The sequence below is a fragment of the Hydrogenobacter subterraneus genome, assembly GCF_055390195.1.
Map to the genome: position 1 here is coordinate 345583 of NZ_AP042473.1, position 21997 is coordinate 367579.

Genomic DNA, 21997 nt, shown 5'->3' on the forward strand with positions numbered 1-21997 from the left:
AAAATTATACCTATGGTTTTTACAAGGCTTCTTTTTATCCTTTTCCTATTTTTTGGCTTTTCTATGTCCCAGCCGGAGATTGACGAAAATAAGTTAAAAGAATTCATAAAAAAGTCCTTTAGCAACTATAGGAGTTCTGAGTTTATAATCAGGAGCGACAACCTTTTTGAAAAGCCCTTCATTGTGGGTAGGTCTAAAAATCTAATTTTGGTTCATTTTGCAAGTATGGGTGCCACAACGGACCTTACAGTTCTTTTAATTTATAAAGACAACAATTTTCAAGTTGCTAAAATTAAAGATGGAGATAAATACAAAGATGCTATATTTTTGGTTGGTACAGGAGGCGCTGGAAGGTATTCTTACAATGTAAAGCTTGAGGAAAAACTAAAAGTTTATGAATACTCCATATATGGCAAGAAAGAGGATTATTGCAGGGCTAAAGTGTATGATTTTGACGGAAAGTTTTTTGTAATTAACGATCAAGAAAGTATGATTGAAAGTAAAAATTACTGTAGGAAAGTTTGTAAAGAACTTGAAATTAAAAGTAAGGCTTGCACCTTTTAAAGAAGGACCTGTACAAGCCTATCCATTTCCTCCTTTGTCCTCTTTTCTGTGGTTGCTATAAGCAAGGTGTTTTTATATCCAAAGTCATCAAGGGGCACGCCAAAGAGAAAGCCGGAGTTTAAGGCCTTTTGATAGAGCTCTTTACTCTTTTCATGCCTTAGTGGAAACTCCCAAAGATGTTTCCCTTTATAAACCTCTTCAAAGCCAAGGCTTAAAAGCCTTTCTTTTAAGTAAAACGCCTTTGAGAGGCTTTGAATTGCCACCTCCCTTAGTCCTTCCTTTCCAAGAAGCACCATGTATAAGAGGTTGGCAAGGGCTATGAGGTTTTGGTTAGTGCATATGTTGGATGTGGCTCTCTCCCTTCTTATGTGCTGTTCTCTTGTTTGCAACACAAGGGTAAAGGCCCTCTTTCCTTCTATGTCCTCTGCCATGCCTACAAGCCTTCCGGGCATCCTTCTCACATGTTCCATCCTTGTGGCAAAAAAGCCCACATAAGGACCGCCAAAGTTTAAAGGTACTCCCATCTGCTGGCCCTCTCCCACCACAATGTCCACACCAAACTCTCCTGGTGGCCTCAAAATGCTCAAAGCTATAGGGTCTGCCACCACCACCAGTGGCACCTCATACCTTTTGGAAAGTTCAGATATCTCCCTTAGTGGTTCCACAAAGCCCAGAAAGTTTGGATATTGCACCGCAAGTGCATGGACCTCTCCATCCTTTAAAAGGTTTTCCAGCCTATCAAGGTCCGTATGGCCTTCTTCTGTGAGAGTGCAAAGGGCTATCTCATCCCTATAGCCCATAAGGTAGGTGCTTACCACCTGTCTATAAAGAGGGTTTATGCCCTCCGAAAGTATAACCCTTTTGCCCTTTCCCCTTATAGCCCTTGCCATCAAAATAGCTTCCGCAAGGGCAGAGGCACCATCATACATGCTTGCATTGGCCACATCCATCTTGGTAAGCTCACATATGAGGCTTTGGTATTCAAAGATGGCCTGGAGGGTTCCTTGAGAGGCCTCCGGCTGGTAGGGTGTGTAGGCTGTCAAAAACTCTCCCCTGTTTAGTATTTGCCATATAACCGATGGAACGATCCTATCGTAGGCACCAAAGCCTGCAAAACACACAAGCTCTGCGTTTTGACTTCCCAATTCTTTTATATACCTTCTTATCTCTTCTTCACTTTTTGGTGGAGGCAAAGAAGGTTCAGAAAGTAGAGAAGGGTCTATGTGTGAAAAGAGGTCCTCAAGGCGGGAGAGGCCAAGCGTTTTTAAAATCCTTTCAGTTTCTTCTTCGGAATGGGGTATATACATTTACTTTTCCCTTTCTTCGTAGCCAAGTTCTTCTTCTGGCAGTGCCTCCAAGGATTCTTCTATAACCTCTTCCTCTGGCATTTCAAGCTTTACCTCTTCTCCTTTTTCTTCTTTGACTATCTCCACAAGAAGCTGGGCGTAGTCTTCGGCGGGCATAAGGTCTTCCACTTCCATAGGGTCGGAAAGCTCAAGGACTGCAATCCATCCATCCTCATAAGGAGATTCGTTTATAAGATGAGGTTCATCGCTTAAGGTTTCGTTGACCTCTACCACTGTGCCAGAGAGTGGCGCATAGATTGGCGATACACTTTTCACAGATTCCACGTTGGCAATGGTATCTCCACTTTCATAGGATTCACCTACCTGTGGTAGGTCTATGTAGACCACATCACCCAACTCCTTTTGCGCATAATCGGTTATACCAATCCATGCCTTATTGCCTTTAACAAGGGCCCATTCATGGTCCTTTGTGTAATACCTGTCTGTCTTTACCACATACTTACCCACTATGATGTCTTCCATAATCTTACCTCCTCAAAGCATTTCATATTCTATACCATAATCTTGTTTGACCTTTTCCATAAGCGTGCTAAGGTCTTCCTCTTCCTTTTCTAGAAGCAAAATCTCCGAAGACCTTATAAAGTAATCAAGGTCAATCAGCCTAAAGAGGGCTATGCCCTTTCCATGTTCGTTCAAAGAATGGAAAGCATTCACCCTTCTCTTACTTATAAACTCCTTTATCTTATCAAGGCTTATGGCTTGGAATGGGTCAAGCACCAACACATCATTGCCTCTCAACTTTCTCAAACCCTTATAAAGACCATAAAGAAAGGTCCCCTTGTCGTTCCTTATAAAGACCAAATCTGGAAACTTATCTATAAAGTCCTTCATCTCAGAGGTAATGACAGCATAAAGGCTATCTGGCCCTATAAACCTTTTTAAGGTGTTAACCTTTTCACTTACCCTTTGCAAAAGCTCACTCTCGCTAAGTAGTTTTGAGTAGAAAACTAAAAGAACCTTCATCCTGTTATAATATTATAAGCCTTTGCGGAGGTTGAAATGTCAAAAATAAGAGTGGCAATAGCTGGCGTTGGCAACTGTGCTAGTAGTTTGATTCAAGGCATCTACTACTACGCAAAGCACAGAGAGGGTGTAAGCGGTCTTATGTTTGAGGATGTAGGTGGCTACAAGCCATGGGACATTGAAATAGTTGCAGCATGGGACATTGACGCAAGAAAGGTGGGCAAGGACATATCAGAAGCCATCTTTTCACCACCCAACTGCACAACCATTTTTGAACCAAACATACCAAGGATGGGTGTGGTGGTCAGAAAGGGTAAGGTGCTTGATGGCTATGCCTCCCATATGGCCAACTACCCACCGGAGAGAAGCTTTGTTTTGTCCGATGAGAAGGAGGATGAACTGGAGGATGTGGTAAGAGTGTTAAAAGAGACTCAGGCGGACATACTTATAAACTACGTTCCCGTTGGGTCGGAACAGGCTGCGCGCTTTTATGCGGAGGCCTGCCTTAGGGCTGGCGTTTCCTTTATAAACGGCATGCCTACCTTTATAGTTTCGGACCCAGAGTGGGCAAAGAGGTTTGAAAACGAAGGCATTCCCGTAGTTGGGGATGACATAAAATCCCAAGTGGGTGCCACAATTTTGCATAGAACCCTTGTCCAGCTATTCCTTGATAGGGGCGTAAAGGTTGACAGGACCTACCAGCTTAACTTCGGTGGCAATACGGACTTTCTCAACATGCTGGAGAGGGATAGGCTAAAGACCAAGAAGGTCTCAAAGACAGAGGCGGTATCTTCCCTCATACCTTATGAGATGGACCCGATGAACATACATATAGGTCCTTCCGACTGGGTGCCTTGGCTAAAGGACAGGAAGATAGCCTATATACGCATAGAAGGAAGGCTCTTTGGTGATGTGCCCATGTATGTGGAAGTCAAGCTTGATGTGGAGGACTCACCAAACAGTGCAGGCTCAATGATTGATGCCATAAGGTGCTGTAAGCTGGCAAGGGACAGGGGCATAGGAGGACCCCTTTACTCTATAAGCGCCTACACCATGAAGCATCCTCCCATACAGTACCCAGACTGGCAGGCAAGGAAGATGGTGGAAGAATTTATTCGTGGAGAAAGGGAGAGGTAGCCTCTGGGTTCACACTGCAAGCGTAGGCGAGTTTAACACTATAAGGCCACTTCTAAAAAGGTTTTATCCAAGATATGAAATAGTTCTTACCTACTTTTCCTTTAGGGCAAAGGAGTATCTAAAGGCTCAAGAGGGCAAGGCATACTTTCATAAGCTCTACAGACTCCCCATTGACCTCCCACCTTTTGTAATATCCTTTGAAAGGAAGATTAAACCTGTGGCTATAGTCATTATGGAAAGGGAACTCTGGCCTTCCCTTTTGACCTTTACAAAGGCTCCAAAAATATGGCTAAACGCCTATGCCAAGGGTGGGCTTTTGGAAAGATGCTTATCTAAAAAGTTTTCTCTCATTATCACAAGGGATGAAAGCTCTGCAGAAAGGTTTAAAAATTATGGCTGTAAAAAAGTCCTACCCTGTGGAAACCTAAAGTTTGTCCTTGAAGAGCCAAGGCCTGTGGAATTAAAAGTAAATGCCTCAAGGCTTATAGTGGCTGGAAGCACCCATCAGGGAGAGGAAGCCATCATAAAAAAAGCCTTTGACCTTTTGAGAAGGGATTTCAAGGACCTTAAGTTAATAGTGGCACCAAGGCATGTAAAAAGGGCCAAAGAGGTGGTGGATGTTTTTAAAGGCTATAGGGTAAGTTTTAGAAGCAATCAAGAGGAAGATTGGGATGTGCTTGTGGTAGATAGCCTTGGCGAGCTTTTTTCTCTTTATGCCTATGCCCATGTGGCCATTGTGGGCGGCACCTTTGTTCCTATTGGCGGACACAACCTTTTGGAGCCTGCCTACTTTGGAAAGCCAGTCCTCTATGGACCACACACCCACAAGGTAAAGGACTTAAAAGACTTCCTTGAAAAGGTAGGTCTTGGATTTCCAGTAAAAGATGAAATAGAACTATACACAAGGCTTAAAGAATTGCTTTCAAGCGGGTTTTCAAAAGCATCTTTTAATCTTAAAGAGTATTCTCAAAGGATTTTGGAGTGCTATCTTTCTGCCCTTGAGGAGATGATGGGGGATTATTAAATTTATACGTTGGGTAAGAAATTCATCCTTTGTAGTGGCAGGTTTTAAACCTGCCAGATTATAAAACACCGGGCGGGTCCAAGACCAATAGATTTTTTATTAATAGTTGCACGGCATGCCGTGCCTCTACATTTCTTGTCTCATTTATTTTTTAGCAAGAAGGTATGATGGTATCCCAGCTTCCTAATTAATTTCTCACCCGGCGTATGATAAGGGATTATTAAATATTAGATTTATAACAAGGATGCTTACACATGCAAGAGGAGACCATTTATGATTATATGAGCGAGGAAGAGTTGTTAGATTGGTTTTATCCTGGGGTGCAGAGGGAAGTGAGAGAAAAGTATAATCTAAAAATCCCCACAAGGGAAGAATACATTCAAAGCACCACGCCCACTCAAAGGATCTTTGACCTTTATAGATTGGGGTTAAACAGAAGAGACAAGGAGTTTGCCAAAAAATACTTTGACATGCTGGAAACACCCAAGAAGTATGCAGTTTTATACAGGGATTGCTTTGGGGATGACGATGATGCGAAAGAATGGGAGGAGCTTGTGGATTATCTAACAGATGGTAAGCCAGGATTGGTTGTGAAGTATTTTATCCAATACTTTTAATCTCTAATGCCTTTTAATTTAATGCGCCTTTTGAAACACCCTCCCAGGGATATTGACATGATATAACCTTATGCTTATCTTTATATACAAAAAGGAAGGGTGTGGACTAATACCGCCTGCTGGGGCAGTCCACATCTCAGGAAAGGCGGGATATAAATACCCCAGCCCAAGCCTGTATAAAGGGCTTGGACACGAAGGAAAATAATATGGGATATGCTATAAGAAGCGCCATACTGCTTGGAGCTCTTACTGGCCTTTTCCTGTTTGTAGGCCATCTTATCGGTGGAAAAACTGGTATGACCATAGCCCTTGTGCTGGCTGGCATCATGAACTTTATAGCCTACTGGTTCTCCGATAAGATAGTGCTTGCCATGTATGGCGCTAGGGAAATACCCTACGAAGAAGCGCCTTGGCTTCACAGAATGGTAGAAGATCTTGCCCAAAGGGCAAACATACCAAAACCCAAGATATACTTGGTGCCTATGGAACAGCCCAACGCCTTTGCCACAGGAAGGGGGCCTTCTAACGGTGCGGTAGCTGTAACATCTGGCATACTCCATCTTCTTGACGAGCGCGAGCTAAGGGGAGTTTTGGCACACGAGATAGGGCATATAAAGAACAGGGATGTGCTTGTGGCTACAATGGCTGCCACCATAGCTGGAGCTATATCTTACCTGGTGAATATGTTCCAATGGGCCTTACTTTTGGGCCATTCAAGGGATGAAGAAAATAATAATCCACTTTCTATCATAGCCAGCATAGCTATGATAATAATAACCCCCATAATTGCCACCATAATACAGTTGGCCATATCCCGTTCAAGGGAGTATTTGGCAGACGAGACTGGAGCAAGGATAAGCGGAGATCCACTCGCTTTGGCAAGCGCCTTAGAAAAGATACACAACTATGTGCATCAAATACCCGCAGAAGTAAACCAAGGCACAGCCCATCTTTTTATTGAAAATCCCCTATCTGGTCAAAGCATATGGGAACTCTTCTCTACCCACCCATCCACAGAAAAAAGGATAGAAAGGCTAAAAGAGTTAGCAAGGCAAATGGGGGTGTATTCTTATTCTTACTAAGATAGAACGTGCCTTTCTGGCACTACGCAGAGGAATTCCCCCTCTGCTACCTTTTCTTCTCCCCTTTTCACCTCTACCTGTACCCACCTTTTCTTTCCCTCTTCCCTTATTATCCTCCCCTCCGCAAAGATTTCATCCCCAACTTTTACAGGCTTTAGAAATCTTATGCTGGCTTGAGCCAGAACCACATTGGGTTCATTTACGCACGCCATGGCGCAAAAGTCAGCCAAGGAGAAGATAAAGCCTCCATGCACGAGACCCATATCATCCGCCACCATTCGGCTATCTGTTTTTAACCTCAATTTTGCATAACCTTCTGACAGCTCTACAACTTCTCCGCTTAGACTTTTGTCAATCTTTAAATGCGTTCTTAACTGCATTCACAAACTCCTCCATCTTTTTGTGATCCTTTATGCCAGGGCTTACCTCTATACCAGAAGATACATCCACTGCATAAGGCCTTACCCTTCTTACGGCCTCTTTTACGTTCTCTGGTTTTAGACCACCAGCCAGAAACACCTTAAAGCCCTCCTCCACAAGGCCTTTGGCAAATTCCCAATCAGACTCTTGCCCGCTTCCACCGTAAAGGTTAGAACATGCATCCAAAAGCACACCATGAGAACCTTTCCACTCTTTTGAGACTTCAAGGCCTGGACATGTTCTAAAGGCTTTTATAACCCTGTTTAGTCCAATGACATTGGCCAACTCCAAGCTTTCTTCTCCGTGTAGCTGGACTAGATCAAAGCCAACATCAAAGGCCCTTAAAGTCTCCTCTGCTGTAGGATTTACCATAACGGCCACCCTTTTGACCCCAGTGGCTACAGACAAAAGGTCTTTTAGCCTTTCCCAGCTTACATACCTTGGGCTTTTCTCATAAAGGATTATTCCCACATAGTCCACTCCAAACTCTACAGCTTTTTCTATGTCCTCCTCTCTCGTAAAGCCACAAAGCTTGATTTTAACCATGCGTAGGCTAAATATTATAGTAGGGAGGTGTGGAAATGATAAAGATATTGTCTTTATTTTTGCTTCTTTCTTTAGCCTTTTCCCAGCCACATGGCAAGTTTGTCCAAACACCCTATCAAAAGCCCTTTAAGGTGGTTTATGAGCTTTTCTTTGACCATCCAGAAAAGCTAAGGCCAGCCCTTGGCTGGATATCTAATGTGATATTTGTGCTTACCAAACCACCCTATAACTTTAGCCCAGAGGACATAGACATTGTGGTTGTTTCCCATGGAAGGGAGCTTCCTGTATTTGCTATAAAAAACAGGGACCAGTATGCGGACATGGTGGAAAGGATGGAAAACCTTAGCATGTATGGAGTTAAGTTTAAGGTTTGTAAGATGGCCGCTGAACAGATATACGGCCTCTCTGAAAAGGATTTTTATCCTTTTGTGGAGCTTGTGCCTTCCGCCATCACAGAAATAATACACTGGCAACTTCAAGGTTATGCTTTGATGATCCCTCAGGTTTTTGAGATTAAAAGGTAAAATCCTTTATATGAAGGTCCTATACGATTTTTCCCTTATAACGGATTATGATGTCTACCTTTTTAGAGAGGGTTCCCATTGCAGGCTTTATGAGAAGCTTGGCTGTCATTTTTTTGAAGATGGTGCCTACTTTGCCCTTTGGGCTCCCCATGCTAAGCAGGTCTTTGTCTTTGGAGACTTCAACGGATGGGACAAGCACTCCTTGCCTTTGAAGAGAAGGGAGGATGGCTCGGGCATATGGGAGGGCTTTGTGGAGGGTGTAAAAAAGGGCCAAAGGTATAAGTATCATCTATACACCTCTTGGGGCTATTGGACAGACAGGGCAGACCCCTTTGGCTTTTTCCATGAGACGCCCCCAGGCACAGCCTCCATAGTGTGGGACATAGGCTATCAATGGCAGGATGAAGAATGGCTAAAAAAGAGAAAGGATATCAACCATCACAAGGCTCCCATAAGCATATATGAGGTCCATCTTGGCTCTTGGAGAAGGGTACCAGAAGAGGGAAACAGATGGCTAAGCTATAGAGAACTGGCTCCCATGCTTGCCCAGTATGTAAAGGAGATGGGCTTTACCCATGTGGAGTTTTTGCCAATTATGGAGCATCCCTTTTATGGCTCATGGGGCTATCAGATAACGGGCTACTTTGCACCCACCTCAAGGTATGGCACCCCACAGGATTTTATGTATCTTATAGACTACCTTCACCAACAAGGCATAGGCGTTATCCTTGATTGGGTCCCTTCCCACTTTCCCACCGATGGCCACGGCCTTGCCTACTTTGATGGCACACATCTCTATGAGTATGAGGACTGGAGAAAGGGATGGCATCCAGACTGGAACAGCTACATCTTTGATTACGGAAAGGGTGAGGTAAGGTCCTTCCTTCTCAGCTCCGCCCACTTTTGGCTTGAAAAATACCATGCGGATGGACTAAGGGTGGATGCAGTGGCCAGCATGCTCTATTTGGACTACTCAAGGAAGGAATGGGTGCCAAACCAGTATGGGGGTAGGGAGAACTTGGAAGCCATAGACTTTTTAAAAAAGCTCAACGTTTGCCTGTATAGGGATTTTGAAGGCATTCAGACTATAGCAGAAGAGTCTACCGCCTTTCCCATGGTAAGCAGGCCCGTCTACATAGGAGGCCTGGGCTTTGGCTTCAAGTGGAATATGGGATGGATGAACGACACTCTATTTTACATGTCCAAGGACCCCATATACAGGAAATACCACCACAACCAGCTCACCTTTAGTATATGGTATGCCTTTTCAGAGAACTTCATACTTCCCTTGTCCCACGATGAAGTGGTGCATGGAAAAGGTTCTCTCATTAACAAGATGCCCGGAGACTATTGGCAGAAGTTTGCAAACCTTAGGCTCCTCTTTGGCTACATGTGGACCCATCCGGGTAAAAAGCTTCTCTTTATGGGTGGAGAGTTTGCCCAATGGAGGGAGTGGAACCATGAGGAAAGCCTTGACTGGCATCTGTTAGATTATGAGAGCCACAAAGGTATTCAAAGGCTTGTGAAGGATTTAAACAGACTCTACAGGGAAGAGAAAGCCTTGCATGAGCTTGACTGTGAGCCAGAGGGCTTTGAATGGATTGATTTTCATGACTGGGAGAAGAGCATAATAAGCTACCTTAGAAAGTCTTCCGATGGAGACCTTGTCCTTGTGGTATGCAACTTTACACCTGTGCCACGCTTTGATTATAGAATTGGAGTGCCAAGGGAAGGCTTTTGGAAAGAGATTTTGAACACAGACTCATACATATATGGTGGTAGCAACCTTGGAAACTTGGGTGGTGTTTATGCCGAAGATATACCCTTTCACAACAGGCCTTACTCTTTAAGGCTTACTCTTCCTCCCCTTGCTGTGGTAATCTTTAAATGGGTCGGGAGGGATTCGAACCCTCGGCCCACGGATTAAGAGTCCGTTGCTCTGCCAGCTGAGCTACCGACCCTAACCGCTACTAAGAATATATTATAACACTATACAAAGCTTGTTAATACAATCTTAAGTATTTGATAAAGCTTCCCCAAAGGTTATTCCTACTTCCCATAAAGTTGGTGGTATAAGACAGACCAAAGGAAAGGTTATCTTGTCTAAGGATGGTACCACCTATGCCACCAAGAAGATTAAAACCAAGCCTTTTACGCGTATCAAGGCTTAAGCTAACATCAAGGAAGGGTCTTACTACCCTCACATAGTTGTCCTTGTTGTCAAAGCCAAAGGAAAAACCAACACCCAGAAGGCCATAACTTTCTGGCAAAACATCAGGGCTTGGAACAAAAACCATCTCATCTATAACACCCTTTGTTCTCTCCTTTTCTCTATACATGTTGCCTTGAATAAAAGCCCTAAGGGTATAATCTGGATAGCCTACTCTAAGCTTATAATACACTTCACCATAGTTTATAAAACCTGTGCCAACATGCTTGTAGTCTTGAGATTTATAGCTTTCATAAGAACTCTTCATACTCAGAAATAGCCTACTGCTAAGGCCATGTTGTATTGACAGAGAAAAGCTATCCTTCATTCCACCTTGCAACATGTATATGCTTTCATAAGAAGGCTGGTTTACGTCAAGACTTGCTTGAAGGCTTGTCCTATTGGAAAGGTAGGTGCCATATCCAAGAGAAAAGCCCCCCACACCTCTAAGGGAAGAAAGGTAAGAAAAGCCAGCCTCCACATAGCTTTTATCAAACACCTTCCTCAGTTTTATCCGATTAAAAAGTGTATTTTCTGTTCTCTTAATAGATGCATTTTTGTTAGAAAGCCTTAGCCAGCTGTCTGAGTCATAGAGCAAGTATATACCTTTAGCCATATAGTGTCTTAGGTTTATATAGTTCCTCAAAAAGAATACATCACCAAAGTTTACATAGGAAAGCTCATCTTCAAACAAGGAATAATGCTCCCTTGCCAGATCTCTGAACTGTTTATAAAGGAGATAGTCTTCTCTATTTTCTTCCAGACCCTTAAAGGCGTAGGCTCCAGCCTCTTTTAACTGTCCAGTGCGCCTTAAAGCCTCCACCCTATCCCTTATGGGTAGTATATCCACATACTTTTCCAACAGCTCCTTTTGCTTGTCTCTGTCGTCGTAGTTTAAGGCTATGTTTAACTGCATCCAAGGTTTTAGCTCCTTCTTTTCTATGTTTGCCATATAACTTAGCTTGTCCTGCTGGTCCTGTGATATAAGATAAGTCTGGTATATATCCTCGTAGGCCACCTTAGATAAGGAATCTTTGGCTATCCTTAGAACTTGGTCTATCTGGCTTGCGGACATATAGTATATTCCCACCCTTAGGTAGGCATAAAGCTTATTAGGGTCCTTGTATGTATCTTCCATATCTTGGCTTAGCTTTTTAAAGAGAGAAAACCTTATCTGAGAAGCCTCCTCTTCTCTTCCATACAATGCAAGCACATCCGAATAGGTTAAAAGGTCCTCCAAGCTTTCCCTTTTCATATCCCTCAATAGGTCCAAAGCTGATTTAGCATTTTGTAAAAAGGTATATAAGGATGCAAACTCCTTAGGCATCCTATCTTTAAACTGCTTGAAGTTGTTTTCTATGTATATGGCCAAGTTCCTGTCCGACCCTTCAATGGCGCTATATATGGCCTGTGCCAAAAGGTCCTCCGAAAACCTATTTTTCAAAGCCGTCTTTAGAAAGCTTGTAGCATAATCCCTCTTGCCAACCTTATATAAGGCTCTGAAATAAAGTCCAGAAAGGTATGAACTCTTTAATACCTCTTCTTCTTTTTTTGATAAAAAGCTAACTATTTCTTCCCACCTTTCAATATTGGCAAGGGATTGTACATAAGCACTCAACAGGTAAAGGTCTTTGTATTTTTCATAACCTCTTTTGGCATATATTGAAGCCTCTTGATATTTTTTTCTACTGTATAAGACCATATAAAGCCTTATGTAATCTACCAGCCTTGCCTTTCCTAAGCTTTCAAGCCTTTGGCTTGCATAAAAGGCTGTTTCTATATCCTTGAGAGGCCAAGCAAGGTCGGAAAGGTTTTCAAAGTATTCTATATCTTCATCCTTTGCAAGTTTGACATACTTTTTAAGCACAAAAAGGGCCTTTTCATACCTTCTCATGGTAAAGAGTATGTTAGAATAGAGGCTTGCTTGTTCCGAACTTGTAATACCATGTTCTTTTTCCAGCCTTTTCATGTATTCAAAGGCCTTTTCTACATCCCCATAGTTATAACTAATTTGAGCCAAGCTATAGAGTATGCTTGTGTCTCTTTTTTCTCATAAAGCCCTTCCAGAAGCCTTATGAGTTCCTTTAGCTCTCCAGCCTGTTCAAATATATAAACAAGGTCCTTTATAGACCTATCTTCTCTCAAGTATTCATACTTCTTTATAAGCTGGCTTGCCACGTCAAACCTGTTTGTAGCCAAGGCCATGAGAAAGAGGTTTTTTATACTATCCTTTGAAGGCCTTAGGTTGGCAAGCTTGCTATAGGTCTCAAAGGCCTCCTGATTCCTTCCTGTCCAAAGGCATATCTTTGCGTGAAGGTCAAGCCAATAGGCGCTTTTTGGAAATAGTTCTATGGCCTTTTTGGATATGCTATAGGCCTCTTCCAGCCCTCCCTTTCCCAGAAGGCTTGTGATCAAAAGCTTTAACAACTCCTCATCCACTTTTATAGTGCCTATGCTCTTTACCACCTCTTGTGTCCTTTGGGTAGCAAGGATGGGCTGGCTTATACTAAATAGGCACAAGGCTAAGGAAAGGCTTAAGAACCTCTTACTCATTTTATCCTCCCCGCTATGTCCTTTGCTATTTTGTATGCAAAGCTTGGGTCTCCTGTGGCCAAAGAGGCCCTCAATGTAAGCTTTAAAAGCTCCAAGTTGTCAAGGTGGTTAACATAGTTCCTTTCTATAAAATCCTTAAGAGTGTTGTAATCTTTTGCTTCCAAAAGAAGGCCTATTATGTTCTTGTAAATAAGAGCCTTTTCTCTTGGGTCCTTTACCTTCTCATACAGTACGCTATACACTTCAAAGGCCTTTTTATATGCCTTCTTTGCCCTATATAGTGTAGCCAATATGTCCATGTAATACATCTCTTGGTATGGATGCTTCATCATATACTCTTTTAACAAAAGCTCTGGGTTTTGTGAGCTTTTCAAAAGTAGCCAAGCTATGCTTTGTTTTATCCTCTCCCTTTCTGCGGGTTCTATAGTATATAGGTTTATAAGAACTTCAAGAGCCAATTTAGTGTCCTCCATAGCCATAGCCAAGTTATAATACTCCCTTAGCCAGTAGGCTCTTCTTGCCTTGTCTTCTTCTATGAGATATTCCAAATATCTCTTGGCAAGCGTGTAGTTTTTTAACTCAAGGGCGTGCTTGTATGTTCTTTCCAACCAAAGTATATCTTTATTCTTCTTGAGGCTGCTTATCCTAAGGGATGAGGAAAGAGCAAGGGAGGGCATTGCCATATCTATAGCTTCTCTGTAGACCAATTCTAAGGTTTTAAGGCTGGAAGAGGTTTGTAGGGCTTTGAGAACCTTTTGTGCGTATGCGTAATAATCTTTATTTTTTGTATCAAAGTATAAGCGCTTTAGAATGAAATAAAGGTCTATAAGGTCTTCTTCCTTTAAAGCCGTGTAATCTATTTCTTTTATATACCTTTCTGCATCTTCATAGTGGCCCAACTGCAAGCTCGTTTTTGCTATCATAAGCTTAAACTCTGGTGATGGCCTTATTCTATCAAGCTCCCTTAAATAAATTAGGGCAAGCTGTGGGTTTTTATCTTTTTCATCTGCCACATATCTTTCCAGCCTTCCCTTTGGAAAGATAACAAAAAGCATAACCAAAAAGAAGACAGATAGTGCTACAAGCTCCCAAAGTTTTAAAAATTGACTACTTACAACTGGCCTCCACTTCACCAAGCCTTTCCTCCTTATACCTTACCCTCAATATGGACCCCCTTCTTTCCATGATGTCTGGTTTTGGACTCATATGGATGCTACAACCTTCCGATGCATATATTTCGTATTCAAGAGGTACATGTGCCTTTATCTTTATACTCATCCCATTCGTCTTCTTTGAGCTTTCTACTATCTGACCGTTGGAGCTTACAAGGTAAAAGCTTGGTTCCTTATCTCCAAGCAAAATCTTATAATCTCCCGAATTGTCTAAACTAATATAAAGGCTTTGGTTTATGTAATTAAAACCTACTACACCTTTGCTTTCAAAAACATGGGGATATATCCTATTTTCATCTACTCTAAGGGTCTTAAGGTTGCCCTCGGACCTAACTACTATGCTACCATCCCTTACATCCTCCGCAATGGCCATATTTCTAAACTCCAAAACCCTCTGCGCGTATTCTGATGCAAACATGGGATTGACTGGTTGAGAAAGAGCGTATTCATAAACCTCTCTTAATGCCTTTAAAGATGCTATCTTTTGTCCAGAGTACATGTGATAGTATATGGCTATGGGCTTTAGCCTTCTCGGTTTTTCTGTGAGTTGGAATGTTTCTATTACTCTAACATAGCCGTAGTAATCACTCCAAAGGTTTGTATAAAGGTTTTCATTTTGCACAGGAGCATAGACTTGAAAATATCCATCCCTGTCCAAACCCATGGGGCTTATGTAGCTGTAGAAGGGTTCTCTTTTGTTTATCCAGGTGTATCCTCCGTTCATGTTGTAAACACCTGCACGGTAGGCAAGCCTAAGGGCGTTAGAAGAAGGCATACAATCCCCGCTCCAAAGAAAGACCTTTACCCTCTTTTGGGGGCTTGGAGAAAGCCTCTTGTTTATATACTCTATGGAGCCAAAGATTTCCCTTTCTAAGCTAAAAGTGTAGCCGGGTATGTTTAAGTTGTAATGGGCCTCTGCGTATTCTGGTAAGCCTTCATTATTTTCAAGCTTTTGCCATCTAAAAGGATGGGAGAAGGTGTGGCTTGCCATCTCCACATTGTCAAGGGAAAAAATAGACCTTGCAATCTCTTCCAACTTTGGAGATTTTTCTGGATAAAGGCCGTAGGGAGCTATCTCTCCCTCTATTATGGATACAGTGTGGGGTATGGGATACCTTTTTATAATTTCATCCCTTATAACTTCTATAACATTCCTGTTTGGGTCAAAGTCTGCCACTCCAAAGCCTGCATCTCCATCTATATGGGCTGTGAGGATCCTCCTTCCGTTCTCTGTGGTTATATCTGGAATGGGAAAATTGGGCCTCAAAAGGGCCTTTATAAGGTCAAGGGGGTTTACTACAAAGAGGTCCTCCCTCATATACTTATAAAAGCTTCCTTCTAAGGCGTAGCCTCCCCAGTCTGTTATGGCAAGGGGGTAAAAGACCTTTCCCTTTGCCCGTGCCTTTATGTAATACAGTGGCCTTTCAACCCAAAGCATTGGCATCTCTCCCAATGTGGGTTCTGCTTCAAAAAAGGGAAAGGAGCTTTCTTCTATTTTGTAGTCGTCAAGAGGCCCAAGGTTTCCCACTTTTTTTATGCCAAAAGAGGAAAGGTAATCATCCCTGTCCGCAAAAGGTATACTACCTATGAAAAAAACTTTAAGGCCTTCATCCTTTTTCTCCAAAAGCCACCTGTATAGCTTGTTAGCATCCTTATATTCACCTACACTCAATATGATAGCTACGTATTGGTCCGCCATAGGACCTTGAAAGGACTGGTCGGACATTGCTTGATCTATGCCTCTCAAGACTGGCACATAGCCATAGTATTCTATCCATGGTTGTACCAGCCTATGCACATCGCTGTATGCTGGGTCAAGCTTGCCATCGTGTATGAGGAGCACCTTTCTGGGCTTAAGCTGGTATATGCTTGTGCCAATGGTGTACAAAAATCTGTCGGATACATAGGGTATGAAGCCAAGCTCATATATCCTTTTTGCCACCTCTTTTTGAAGCTTTCTGTTTTTTGGGTCCACATAATCTATTACTATTACCTTTAATCCAAGGGATTTCACATAGTTTAGCCTATCCAAAAGCCACCTTGTTTCTTCTTCTTTCATCTTTCTATACCTTAGACCCCTTTCCAAGTCAAGGCCATAAAAGAGAGATTCTGCAACAAGGGCATCTATGTCATCTTTTACATACTCTACAATCTCAAAGCCTCTGTTTATAAGAATAAGCTTATTGGGATAAGTCTTCCTTAGCCTTTTTATAAGGTCAACCAAAGCCATCTCATAATCCCTTCTATCCTTTTCACTTTTTAGGACCTTTTGATAACTGTCCAATGTGTCTAAGAAAAAGCCATCATATTCTTTTAGCCGGTTAAAAACTTTTTCAAAGAGGAAATTTACGTAATCCTCTCTTCGGACATCTGCTATCTTACTCTTCCAAGCTGGATTATCACCGAGCATCCACTCCCTCTTTGCCTCCTTGTAATATTCCTTCGTAGGCTCAAGCTCGCCTACGCTTACATAGGCTATAAGCTTTGCCTTTTTGTTTCTTATGTAAAACTTTTCTTCCCTTAGCTTTTGAGGAAGCTTGCTGTCTGGGTCTACCACAAGCCAATCAAAGAGGTAAAGGGCTTCCTCTGGCACACCATCTCTGTATATAAAGCCTACGGAAAGATCCTTTGCATACAACAGACTAAACAAACATAAAAGTGTAATAATGAATACCATGTAAGAACCTCCTAAGAAGGATTAAAGCCACAAGGAAGCTTATAAAAGCTGATATAACAAAGCCATAACCATAAAAGTATGGACCAAGTTTTATAGAGGCATAACTAAGCAAAAAGTTTAGCACAAAGAATACAAAGACGGTTATTAGGGTTTCTTTCCTTCTGTCAAAGTAAAAAAGCATGGATATTACCGATATGAGCAGGAGCTGGAAGAAGGTTCCAAACAAAAGCACATGGAAAAGTGGTATGTAGATGAAGGGTATGTTGAAAAGAGTAAAAATAGGCTTTTCAAAAAGTATGAGAACTATGTTAAATATGCCTTGCACCCTTGCTATTTCAAAAAGGGCAGACCTCCCAGACTCTATAAGCTCATCGCCGTAGTTATATATCTTCCTTAAAGATAGACCGTTTATTATAGCATCGTAGTATCTTTGATACCAATAGGAGAATTCCACTTCTATTTTTATAAACAGGGCAGACATGCCGGGAGCAATGGCCAAATAAGCCAAAAACATGGGTATGTCATAGACTATTGAATATCTGAGCGGTCCTAAAACCGGTGTGGAGGTGGCTGTGTTGAACCAAAAGACGAACTTATCTATCCAAATGGCTAAGTTATAAAAGAAGCCTACAAATATGAGGGATACAAAGACCCTTTCTTTATTCAAAAAATCAAACTCTATTATTCTGTCTGAAAGATTGTTGTAGATAAAATAGGCCAAAAGCATTAAAAATAACAAGGATTGAGAGAGGAAAAAGGCCACCATGAGGCCATTTAAACCAAAGCTGGAGAGGACATAGCCTATAAGGAAGAAGGTCAAGTAGGCAAGTGCAAAGGAAAGGAGGATAAACTTATACCTCTTTAGACCTACAAGCACTATATTCACAAGCCATAGGCCTACCAAGACGGTAAAGGTTAAAGAAAATATCAAGGCATAAGAATAACCAGCCTCTCTGGCAAAGAAGTAAATGCTTAAAGGAAGGCTTATAAGAAAGGCTGAAGCCATAAAAATAGTCAATAAGCCCAGAAGGTTCGGCATAAGCCTGTAGTATTCCCTTTCAAATATTCGGTCTGCCACATACCTTGTAAATACAAGCTGACCAAAACCAGAATATATAAGGCTTAGAGCTATTAGGTAAGTTACGGAAACTTGAAACCTTGTTATGGATAAGGCATCGCCAGAATATCTATAATATAGCAGAGAGGACACTATAAGGGACAGTATGGTTATTATATATGGGCCCGAGCTTAGGGCCAAAGAATAGCCAAAAGCTTCCACTATGGCGGTTATGGTGCCTTTTCTCAAAACCCTTCTTAGCTCAAAGCTTATACCCGCCATCCCTTTGCCTCACTGTATATCCTTCTGTAGTTTTCCAGAAAAAGCTCCTTTGTATAAAAAGTATTTACCCTTCTTATGGCGTTCTTTTGGTATTCTCTCCATAGGTCTTCATCGCCAAGGATCCTTACATAAGCCCTTGCCAGTTCGGCAGGGTTGGCAATAGGGACCACCTCTCCAGCCTTGCCTATGGCTATATCCTCCTCGTTTAGACCTCCATATATGAGTTGCCTACAAGAACCCACATCGGTAGCCACGCAGGGAAGTCCTGCGGCAAAGCCTTCAAGCACCACCAAGGGCATACCCTCGCTTATTGATGTAAGAGTTAAAAGCCCTATCTTTGGCAATATATCTTTTATATTTTGAAAACCTAAGAATAGGACCTTATCTTCTAAGCCCAAGGCTTCCACCAAGTTTTTACACTCCTCAAAATACTCTGGGTCCTCGTCCGTAGGCCCTACTATCCATCCTTGAACTTCGGGCATCTTTTCAACGGTAAGCTTCATAGCCTTTATAAAGGTCTTTATATCCTTTATGGGTACAACTCTGCCTATAAGGCCTATCACCTTAGGTGGTTTATCACCTCTCATTTCTATTATAGGGGATAGGGCCTTCACATCCACACCGTTGGGGATTACAATACACCTTTGAGGGTCTGCACCCAAGGATATCTGTATATTCCTTGCCTCGTTAAAAAGGGATATGATCTTGTTTGCACTGTGGTATATTAACCTTCCCAGACCAAAGAAAAAGTTTATCCAAAGCTTATGAATATGCTCTATTTCTTCAGTACCTTTAGTAAGCTGGAAGCCTTTAATCTTTAACCAATCTGCATTAAGTATGTCTATCTTTCTTTCCTTTACATATATGCCATGCTCTGTTAGGATAAAAGGCTTTTTGTAATAGGCCTTTAGGAGTGAAGCTAAAAAACCTGCATAACCTGTGGAAGGGCTATGGACTATATCAAACCTATCTCCTATCTTTTTTACCAATCTTGCCACCACCCACAGAGGATAGTGCATGTTCCTTATGGTCCAAAAGTAGTCAATGAAGGGACTTCCCATAGCATACTCTGCGTAGAACTCCGTTATTATCTCCCACGACCTTTTGCTATATAAAAAATCCTCATAGGTTATTTCCTTTTCATAAAAATCTGCGTTTAAAACATCCGCTGGAATATCCCCTGTACCTTTATGCTTAAACCAGTATATTAACTTCCTTATACTTTCAAAGGCTTCCTTGTTGCCCTCTATCTCTTTTGCTTTTGGCTTTTCTACATCCTGAAAAAGATAGGCCGTTGTGAGATATACAAGGTTCTCCGGAAGCTTATACTTTATCTCGCCATAATCTTCCCTCCTACTACCCAAAAACGCAACGCCAAAGTTTAGTTCGGGAAGATTGCTTACAAGGTCATGTATCCAAGAGGATACACCACCCCTTATGTATGGATAGGTGCCTTCCGCTATGATAAGAACATCCACATGTTTGTTCTTATCTAAGATTACCATTTTTCCCTCTCCAAAACCTTATTACAAAGTTGGCCTCCACATCAAGCAAAAGCTCTATTTCTGGATGTTCCCTTATTAACCTTTTTACCATTTTATAATCCCCCCTTTCATAATACACTTCTGCAAGCTGCATAAGGTAGCTCACAGGATTTAACTCCTTACTCTCCATCAAACTTTCCAGATGGATAAGTGCCTCATCAAACTGCTTCATCTCTATGTGTATCTTGGCCAATAAAAGTTTTGCCTCTGGCGTGCTTTTCATTTCTAAGGATTTTTTAACGTTCTCCAAGGCTTCTTTTAGCATGTATCCTCTAAATTCGGGATCTGCCAATTTATAATGTACAAAGGTATAGTATATTAGGGCTATTTGATAGTAGAGATAGGCCTTTTCCTCTGGCGGGAGCCTTTCTTGACTTAGCCTTTCTCTTAAAGCATGTAAGGTTTGGTTAAGGTTTTTTTCTATCCTGCTTATGGCACCAAAGGCATAGAGTCTGATGGTGTCTTCGGAATAGGCCAAGGCCTTCTTTAAAGCTGGTATGATTTGAGAAGACTCAAGGTTGAGAAGGTAGGAAAGTATAGTTTCCAACCTTAATGGGTTTATTTTACTTTCACCACTTTGAATAACAGCTAAGGCCGCTTCACCTATCTTTCTTCCAGAAAACTTTATATCTTCCGTTATGATTTCTTCTAAGGAAGGTATTCTTGGTGGCTGATATACATCTACTTTTTGCTTCCTAAGCAGATAAAATACTGCTACTAACAGAAAGATGTATCCTAAGTAAAGAGTGGGGTAAAGTATTATAAAGAATACAAAGATAGCTTTTCTGCGGTCTTTAAACCTTTTAGGTATAATGGAAGCTAAAAGGCTTGTTATGATAAACAGGGCCAAGCCATGTAAGGTTAAGAATGGAACTAAAGTGTATATGTTTAAATTTATAAAAAGTGCAAAGCTTAGAAGTTCCAATAGGATGGATTTATAAAGCTTGCTTGGTTCCATGGCAAAAGGTTATATCTTCAACCTGTTTAACATGGTATATGCTAATTGATAGTTCTTCCTTTAAAAACTCGTAGGATAACTCTTCCACTATTAAGCTACCTATCCTTTTAACAAACATTTCCGCACCGAACCTATCTGTGAAAGGTAAAAGCACAGCAATTACCTTTATTCCATCCAAATAAATCACCTCCATCATGTCTATACCTCTTATGTTTTCTTGTAATACATCCTCCAAAATTTCAAACTTTTCATATTCGTAAATCTTTGGGCAGAATAAAACTATATGTGATTCTATTCCAAATTCTTTATTAAGCTTTATAAGCCTATAAACCTCTTTCAAGAAGCTGATGTCAAACTTATTTAATAGGCTACTCTGAAAGGCTATTGCTTCTTCAAGCCTCTCTAAGGCAACGTAATAAAGTAGTAGATTTATAGTAATGAGGTTTTCAATGTTTAGCTTCATAAAAGGCATTCTTTTTAGGACAAAAATATAGAAGAATTCATCGTTTATGTTTATAGGAATTACAGCTAAGTATTTTGTTATCTCGGATTCTTTTAGGTCCGAAACGTATGCTATCTTTTGGTTCTCTATGGCCGTCCTTATAAGTGGGTCTTCTAAGTCCACATCATTAATGTTGCTTGTATTAGCTATAACTTTATATCTGCCGTTGGAATATTTTTCAATTAGGATAGCTTCTTCCACGTCATAATTTACAAGAATTAAATCAAAGACCTTCCTTAAGGCCATGTATATATCTCCATCTCTGGCTATAATGTGCCTTATATTTAATATTATCTGCTTAAGGCTTATCGGCTTTGTAATATAAGACCTTTCCAACTGTTCATGAGAAAGCTTAAGCAAGGAAAAGCTTGCGGTCAAATCCTTTAATCTTTGTGCTATGTAGTTGTATTCTATCTCCGCCTCTTTTAATTTTCCTTTCCAGTAAAACCAGAACTCGGAAAAGACAAGTAGGAAGAGGAAAAGTGATAAAAAATATATATGGTCTATGGTTTTGTATGTAAAATATGCAAGGCTGGTAAACAAGGCAAAATAAACAAGCCCTGCAAATATACCATAAAACAAGGTTATGAGTGCTATAGGTAAAAGGTTGTATAAAAAGTTAAGCTTTGAGTTAAGGAAAAGAGGGTCCTCCTTGTTTAGATAAAAACCTAAGAAATACATACCAAAAACTACAAATATTATCTCGGCCAAAATGATCTTTGTAGATATACCTTCTGGAAGAAAATACCAATGGCCAAGGAAAACTCCTCTAAATCCACTTTTCTTCTTTTGCATAGCC

Annotated in this window: 20 protein-coding genes and 1 tRNA gene; 7 read left to right on the plus strand and 14 right to left on the minus strand. The window is 41.3% G+C overall.

The features are described from left to right. The first annotated feature begins 12 nt into the window (after nt 1-12). Complete coding sequence (locus ACZ5GB_RS01955; RefSeq protein WP_464327312.1) at nt 13-564, plus strand: hypothetical protein; 552 nt, start codon at nt 13-15, stop codon at nt 562-564. Here the strand turns inward: ACZ5GB_RS01955 and gcvPA are convergent. The 3 genes from gcvPA to ACZ5GB_RS01970 are packed head-to-tail and all read right to left on the minus strand — an operon-like array spanning nt 561 to nt 2894. Continuing rightward, nucleotides 561-1871 (minus strand): aminomethyl-transferring glycine dehydrogenase subunit GcvPA, encoded by a 1311-nt coding sequence (gcvPA, locus tag ACZ5GB_RS01960; RefSeq protein ID WP_464327313.1) that lies wholly within the window; start codon nt 1869-1871, stop codon nt 561-563. The two genes, ACZ5GB_RS01955 and gcvPA, sit on opposite strands and share 4 nt — an antisense overlap. Beyond that, nucleotides 1872-2393 (minus strand): glycine cleavage system protein GcvH, encoded by a 522-nt coding sequence (gene gcvH, locus ACZ5GB_RS01965; protein ID WP_464327314.1) that lies wholly within the window; start codon nt 2391-2393, stop codon nt 1872-1874. Between the two features lie 12 nt (nt 2394-2405). Then, on the minus strand, nt 2406-2894 hold the full coding sequence (locus ACZ5GB_RS01970; protein ID WP_464327315.1) for a hypothetical protein: 489 nt from the start codon (nt 2892-2894) through the stop codon (nt 2406-2408). 36 nt (nt 2895-2930) lie between these two features. Between ACZ5GB_RS01970 and ACZ5GB_RS01975 the strand changes: the two genes are divergently transcribed. The 4 genes from ACZ5GB_RS01975 to htpX all read left to right on the plus strand — a co-directional run bounded on the left by ACZ5GB_RS01975 (nt 2931) and on the right by htpX (nt 6754). Further along, nucleotides 2931-4031: an inositol-3-phosphate synthase gene (locus ACZ5GB_RS01975; RefSeq protein ID WP_464327316.1), complete on the plus strand. Its 1101-nt coding sequence runs from the start codon at nt 2931-2933 to the stop codon at nt 4029-4031. Beyond that, entirely contained in the window at nt 4012-5055 is a 1044-nt protein-coding gene (locus ACZ5GB_RS01980; RefSeq protein WP_464327317.1) for a 3-deoxy-D-manno-octulosonic acid transferase, read from the plus strand. The genes ACZ5GB_RS01975 and ACZ5GB_RS01980 overlap by 20 nt, the downstream gene beginning before the upstream one ends. A 254-nt stretch (nt 5056-5309) precedes the next feature. Next, nucleotides 5310-5672 (plus strand): hypothetical protein, encoded by a 363-nt coding sequence (locus ACZ5GB_RS01985; RefSeq protein ID WP_464327318.1) that lies wholly within the window; start codon nt 5310-5312, stop codon nt 5670-5672. Between the two features lie 206 nt (nt 5673-5878). Continuing rightward, a complete protein-coding gene (gene htpX / locus ACZ5GB_RS01990; protein ID WP_464327319.1) occupies nt 5879-6754 on the plus strand; it encodes a zinc metalloprotease HtpX in 876 nt (291 codons plus the stop codon). Here htpX and ACZ5GB_RS01995 read toward each other — a convergent pair. Further along, nucleotides 6751-7134 carry a PaaI family thioesterase gene (locus tag ACZ5GB_RS01995; RefSeq protein ID WP_464327320.1) on the minus strand — a complete coding sequence of 128 codons (384 nt, stop codon included), beginning with the start codon at nt 7132-7134 and terminating at the stop codon, nt 6751-6753. The two genes, htpX and ACZ5GB_RS01995, sit on opposite strands and share 4 nt — an antisense overlap. After that, nucleotides 7106-7720, minus strand: a complete 615-nt coding sequence (locus tag ACZ5GB_RS02000; protein WP_464327321.1) for a phosphoribosylanthranilate isomerase — start codon at nt 7718-7720, stop codon at nt 7106-7108. The genes ACZ5GB_RS01995 and ACZ5GB_RS02000 overlap by 29 nt, the downstream gene beginning before the upstream one ends. Nucleotides 7721-7755: 35 nt before the next feature. Between ACZ5GB_RS02000 and ACZ5GB_RS02005 the strand changes: the two genes are divergently transcribed. Both ACZ5GB_RS02005 and glgB read left to right on the plus strand, forming a co-directional pair. Beyond that, complete coding sequence (locus ACZ5GB_RS02005) at nt 7756-8244, plus strand: DsrE family protein (RefSeq protein ID WP_464327322.1); 489 nt, start codon at nt 7756-7758, stop codon at nt 8242-8244. A 10-nt stretch (nt 8245-8254) separates the two neighbouring features. Further along, nucleotides 8255-10171, plus strand: coding sequence for a 1,4-alpha-glucan branching protein GlgB (glgB, locus tag ACZ5GB_RS02010; protein ID WP_464327809.1), 1917 nt, complete (start codon nt 8255-8257; stop codon nt 10169-10171). On the opposite strand, the gene ACZ5GB_RS02015 is transcribed toward glgB, so the two are convergent. From ACZ5GB_RS02015 to ACZ5GB_RS02055, 9 genes are all read right to left on the minus strand, one after another. Beyond that, nucleotides 10133-10205 (minus strand) — tRNA-Lys (locus ACZ5GB_RS02015). The two genes, glgB and ACZ5GB_RS02015, sit on opposite strands and share 39 nt — an antisense overlap. Before the next feature lie 42 nt (nt 10206-10247). Further along, entirely contained in the window at nt 10248-12473 is a 2226-nt protein-coding gene (locus ACZ5GB_RS02020) for a tetratricopeptide repeat protein (protein WP_464327323.1), read from the minus strand. After that, on the minus strand, nt 12440-13006 hold the full coding sequence (locus ACZ5GB_RS02025; protein ID WP_464327324.1) for a hypothetical protein: 567 nt from the start codon (nt 13004-13006) through the stop codon (nt 12440-12442). The genes ACZ5GB_RS02020 and ACZ5GB_RS02025 overlap by 34 nt, the downstream gene beginning before the upstream one ends. Then, nucleotides 13003-14142, minus strand: coding sequence for a tetratricopeptide repeat protein (locus ACZ5GB_RS02030; RefSeq protein WP_409154496.1), 1140 nt, complete (start codon nt 14140-14142; stop codon nt 13003-13005). The genes ACZ5GB_RS02025 and ACZ5GB_RS02030 overlap by 4 nt, the downstream gene beginning before the upstream one ends. Next, the gene (locus tag ACZ5GB_RS02035; RefSeq protein WP_464327325.1) at nt 14114-16855 is read right to left on the minus strand and encodes a bifunctional glycoside hydrolase 114/ polysaccharide deacetylase family protein; all 2742 of its coding nucleotides are present in this window, start codon (nt 16853-16855) and stop codon (nt 14114-14116) included. Before ACZ5GB_RS02035 ends, ACZ5GB_RS02030 begins: the two co-directional genes overlap by 29 nt. Then, nucleotides 16821-18194 carry an exopolysaccharide Pel transporter PelG gene (gene pelG, locus ACZ5GB_RS02040; RefSeq protein WP_339945917.1) on the minus strand — a complete coding sequence of 458 codons (1374 nt, stop codon included), beginning with the start codon at nt 18192-18194 and terminating at the stop codon, nt 16821-16823. The genes ACZ5GB_RS02035 and pelG overlap by 35 nt, the downstream gene beginning before the upstream one ends. Further along, nucleotides 18182-19699, minus strand: a complete 1518-nt coding sequence (gene pelF / locus ACZ5GB_RS02045) for a GT4 family glycosyltransferase PelF (RefSeq protein WP_339945919.1) — start codon at nt 19697-19699, stop codon at nt 18182-18184. Before pelF ends, pelG begins: the two co-directional genes overlap by 13 nt. Then, complete coding sequence (locus ACZ5GB_RS02050) at nt 19683-20696, minus strand: tetratricopeptide repeat protein (RefSeq protein WP_464327326.1); 1014 nt, start codon at nt 20694-20696, stop codon at nt 19683-19685. Before ACZ5GB_RS02050 ends, pelF begins: the two co-directional genes overlap by 17 nt. Continuing rightward, complete coding sequence (locus ACZ5GB_RS02055; protein WP_339945925.1) at nt 20674-21993, minus strand: PelD GGDEF domain-containing protein; 1320 nt, start codon at nt 21991-21993, stop codon at nt 20674-20676. Before ACZ5GB_RS02055 ends, ACZ5GB_RS02050 begins: the two co-directional genes overlap by 23 nt. Between the last annotated feature and the right edge of the window lie 4 nt (nt 21994-21997).

Coding starts and splice junctions, on each gene's coding strand:
- ACZ5GB_RS01955 (WP_464327312.1), top strand. CDS start 13: ATGGTTTTTACAAGGCTTCTTTTTATCCTTTTCCTATTTTTTGGCTTT.
- gcvPA (WP_464327313.1), bottom strand. CDS start 1,871: ATGTATATACCCCATTCCGAAGAAGAAACTGAAAGGATTTTAAAAACG.
- gcvH (WP_464327314.1), bottom strand. CDS start 2,393: ATGGAAGACATCATAGTGGGTAAGTATGTGGTAAAGACAGACAGGTAT.
- ACZ5GB_RS01970 (WP_464327315.1), bottom strand. CDS start 2,894: ATGAAGGTTCTTTTAGTTTTCTACTCAAAACTACTTAGCGAGAGTGAG.
- ACZ5GB_RS01975 (WP_464327316.1), top strand. CDS start 2,931: ATGTCAAAAATAAGAGTGGCAATAGCTGGCGTTGGCAACTGTGCTAGT.
- ACZ5GB_RS01985 (WP_464327318.1), top strand. CDS start 5,310: ATGCAAGAGGAGACCATTTATGATTATATGAGCGAGGAAGAGTTGTTA.
- htpX (WP_464327319.1), top strand. CDS start 5,879: ATGGGATATGCTATAAGAAGCGCCATACTGCTTGGAGCTCTTACTGGC.
- ACZ5GB_RS01995 (WP_464327320.1), bottom strand. CDS start 7,134: ATGCAGTTAAGAACGCATTTAAAGATTGACAAAAGTCTAAGCGGAGAA.
- ACZ5GB_RS02000 (WP_464327321.1), bottom strand. CDS start 7,720: ATGGTTAAAATCAAGCTTTGTGGCTTTACGAGAGAGGAGGACATAGAA.
- ACZ5GB_RS02005 (WP_464327322.1), top strand. CDS start 7,756: ATGATAAAGATATTGTCTTTATTTTTGCTTCTTTCTTTAGCCTTTTCC.
- glgB (WP_464327809.1), top strand. CDS start 8,255: ATGAAGGTCCTATACGATTTTTCCCTTATAACGGATTATGATGTCTAC.
- ACZ5GB_RS02025 (WP_464327324.1), bottom strand. CDS start 13,006: ATGAGTAAGAGGTTCTTAAGCCTTTCCTTAGCCTTGTGCCTATTTAGT.
- ACZ5GB_RS02035 (WP_464327325.1), bottom strand. CDS start 16,855: ATGGTATTCATTATTACACTTTTATGTTTGTTTAGTCTGTTGTATGCA.
- pelG (WP_339945917.1), bottom strand. CDS start 18,194: ATGGCGGGTATAAGCTTTGAGCTAAGAAGGGTTTTGAGAAAAGGCACC.
- pelF (WP_339945919.1), bottom strand. CDS start 19,699: ATGGTAATCTTAGATAAGAACAAACATGTGGATGTTCTTATCATAGCG.
- ACZ5GB_RS02050 (WP_464327326.1), bottom strand. CDS start 20,696: ATGGAACCAAGCAAGCTTTATAAATCCATCCTATTGGAACTTCTAAGC.
- ACZ5GB_RS02055 (WP_339945925.1), bottom strand. CDS start 21,993: ATGCAAAAGAAGAAAAGTGGATTTAGAGGAGTTTTCCTTGGCCATTGG.